The organism is Kitasatospora sp. NPDC091257, assembly GCF_044757675.1.
Classification (GTDB): domain Bacteria; phylum Actinomycetota; class Actinomycetes; order Streptomycetales; family Streptomycetaceae; genus Kitasatospora; species Kitasatospora lactacystinica.
Map to the genome: position 1 here is coordinate 1 of NZ_JBIVVI010001185.1, position 2,765 is coordinate 2,765.

The window sequence follows — 2,765 nt, forward strand, 5'->3', positions numbered from 1 at the left end:
CCGGCCACGGCCTGTCCGCCACCGACGTGCCGACCGTCGTCGGGATGACCTTCTTCAACCTGCTGCTCACCGGGGGCGTCGACATCGCGGACGTGAACGGGCCGGACCGCGCCCGGCTCACCGGCCACGGCCTGTCCGCCACCGACGTGCCGACCGTCGTCGGGATGACCTTCTTCAACCAGCGCCCCGGCCGCCCCCTGGCCGACCCCGCGCTGCGCCGGGCCCTGGTGTCCGCGCTCGACCGCCAGGGGCTCGCCAACGTCGCCGTCGGCGGCACCGGCCGCCCGGCCGGCGACTTCGGCGCCGAGGGCGCCGTCTGCCACGCCGACCTCGCCACCGCCAACCTGCCCACCCAGGACGCCGTCGAAGCGCTGCGGGCCGCCGGCTGGACCCGCGGCCCGGACGGCCGGTTGGCCAAGGACGGCCGACCGCTGCGGCTGCGCCTGATCACCAGCCCGGACCTCGGACCGACCCTGCCGCCCGCCGCCGAGCTGATGGCCCGGACCTGGACGGCACTCGGCGCCGACGTCAAGCTGGTCACCGAGAGCCTGCCCGCGCTCGTCAACGCCATGTACCGGACCGGCGACTTCGACGTGGTGGTCGGCACCTCGCCGGGCTTCGCCCTGCCGGTCGGCTTCATCCCGTTCTTCTCCGGCCCCACCCCCGCCCAGGGCCTCAACTTCGCGGGCGTCACCAACCCCGAGTACGACACCCTGGTCGCCCAGGCCCTCCGGGAGCAGGACACCGAAGGCTGCGGCACCTGGAACCGGGCCGCCGCCGCGCTGTTCCGCGCGGCGGACGCCCTGCCGATCGCGGACGGCCGGAGCACCGTGTACGGCCGGAGCACCACCTTCGCCACCACCTTCGGCGGCCAACTCGTCCCCACCAGCATCCGCCTCCACCAGTGATCGGTGGCCTCCGTGTCCTTGCCCCACCTGCTCCGGCGCCCCTGGGCGGCCTTCCTCGGCCGCCGCACCGCCCGGCTGCTCCTCTCCCTCGGGGTCGTGCTCACCGCGTCGTTCGCGATGATCCGCCTCGTCCCCGGCGACCCGGTCCGCGCCGCCCTCGGAGTCGACGCCGCCCCCGCCCTGGTCGCCGCACGCCGACACCGACTCGGGCTCGACGCGCCGTTCCCGGCCCAGTTCCGGCACTACCTGGGCAGCCTCGTGCACGGCGATCTCGGCACCTCGCTGGTCACCGGGACACCGGTCGCGGAGCTGGTCCGCACCCGGCTGCCGGCCACCCTGGAGATCGCCGGTCTGGCCTTCCTCGTCACCCTCGCCGTCGCCCTGCCCGGCGGACTGCTCGCCGCCGTCCGCACCCGCGACGGCCGCCACCCCCGCAGCGAACTGGCGTTCACGGCAGTGACCGCCGGGCTGGCCGGAGTGCCGGACTTCGTCCTGGCCGCCGGACTCACTGCGCTCCTGGGCGTCGGCCTCCAACTGCTCCCGGTGGCGGGCGCGGCGGGCGCCGAGTCCTTCGTGCTGCCGGTTCTCGCGCTCTCCCTCGCACCCACGGCCGTCCTGGTGCGCATCGTCCGGGTGGAGGCGCTGAAGGTGCTGGGCGAGGACTACCTGCGCACGGCCCGGAGCAAACGGCTGTCCCCCGCCCGCCGCTACCTGCGGCACGCGGCGCCGAACATGGCGACCGCCGCGCTCACCGTCGCCGGGAGCCTGCTGCCCGCCATGATCGCCGGCACGGTGCTGGTCGAGAAGGTGTTCGCCTGGCCCGGCATCGGCTCGGCGATGGCCCAGTCCGTGGTCTCCCAGGACTACCCGGTGGTCCAGGCGATGGTGCTGATCCTGGGCTCCGCCGTGCTGCTCTCCGGCCTCCTGGTCGATGTGCTGCTGGCGGTGCTGGACCCTCGTTCGACGATCCGGGAGAGCTGAGATGCCCCTTCCCACCCGGTACCTCCGCTCACCGATGGCCTGGCTCCCGGCGATCATGCTGACCTCGCTGGTCGTGCTCGCGCTGGCCGGCCCGCTCCTCTGGGGAGCGGCGGCCGAGCTCCCCGATCCGTCCGCGGTGCTGCACGGCCCCTCCGCGGCACACCCCTTCGGCACCGACAACCTCGGGCGGGACGTGCTCGCCCGCGTCCTGACGGCCACCCGGCCCTCCCTGCTGCTCGCGCTGGCAGCGGTCCTGCTCGGCGCGACCATGGGCGTCCTCCTCGGCGCGGCCACCGCCGTGGTCGGCCGTCGTGCCCGCCGACTGCTCGCCGCGCTGATCAATCTGCTGCTCGCCTTCCCCGCGCTGCTGGTCGCGATGTTCCTCGCGGTCGTGTTCGGCGCGGGCGCCGGCGGGGCGACGCTCGCCCTCGCCGTCGCGGCGGTGCCCGGCTTCGCCCGACTCGCCCAGACCCTCGCCGCCGCCGTCGCGGGCACCGACCACCTGGCCGCGGCCCGGGTCCTCGGCCTGCGCCGGCACCGGCTGCTGTGGCGGCACGTCCTGCCCAACATCGCCGAGCCGCTGCTGCTGAGCACCACCACGGCCGCGGGCACCGCCCTCGTCGCGCTCGCCGGGCTGAGCTTCCTCGGCCTGGGCGTCCAACCGCCCGGCTACGACTGGGGTCAGCTGCTCAACCAGGGACTCGACCGCATCTACGCCGACCCCCTGCCCGCACTCGCCCCCGGCCTGGCCGTCCTCTACGCGGCGGTGGCCTTCCAACTGCTCGGCGAGGCCCTGGCCGGAGGCGTCGCCCGGCGCAGCACGGCGGTCAGCTTCCAGCTCAGGTTGTGCGCGTCCTGGATGCCGGTGTTCATGCC

3 protein-coding genes and 1 pseudogene are annotated in these 2,765 nt (G+C 75.2%); 3 read left to right on the forward strand and 1 reads right to left on the reverse strand.

All coding sequences use genetic code 11. The features are described from left to right. From ACIQOV_RS36065 to ACIQOV_RS36075, 3 genes and pseudogenes are all read left to right on the forward strand, one after another. Window positions 1-908 (forward strand): ABC transporter substrate-binding protein (locus ACIQOV_RS36065; protein ID WP_401055033.1); only part of this gene is annotated, 908 nt, incomplete at its 5' end. 12 nt (window positions 909-920) lie between these two features. Next, window positions 921-1,889 (forward strand): ABC transporter permease, encoded by a 969-nt coding sequence (locus ACIQOV_RS36070; protein ID WP_401055034.1) that lies wholly within the window; start codon window positions 921-923, stop codon window positions 1,887-1,889. A gap of 268 nt (window positions 1,890-2,157) precedes the next feature. Next, window positions 2,158-2,628 (forward strand): annotated as a pseudogene (locus tag ACIQOV_RS36075) (ABC transporter permease subunit); the annotation flags it as partial. A 17-nt stretch (window positions 2,629-2,645) separates the two neighbouring features. Here ACIQOV_RS36075 and ACIQOV_RS36080 read toward each other — a convergent pair. After that, entirely contained in the window at window positions 2,646-2,762 is a 117-nt protein-coding gene (locus ACIQOV_RS36080; protein WP_401055035.1) for an FAD-dependent monooxygenase, read from the reverse strand. Window positions 2,763-2,765: the final 3 nt, after the last annotated feature.

Excerpts from the sequence above, each read along its gene's own strand:
- ACIQOV_RS36080 (WP_401055035.1), bottom strand. The coding sequence starts at position 2,762 with ATGAACACCGGCATCCAGGACGCGCACAACCTGAGCTGGAAGCTGACC.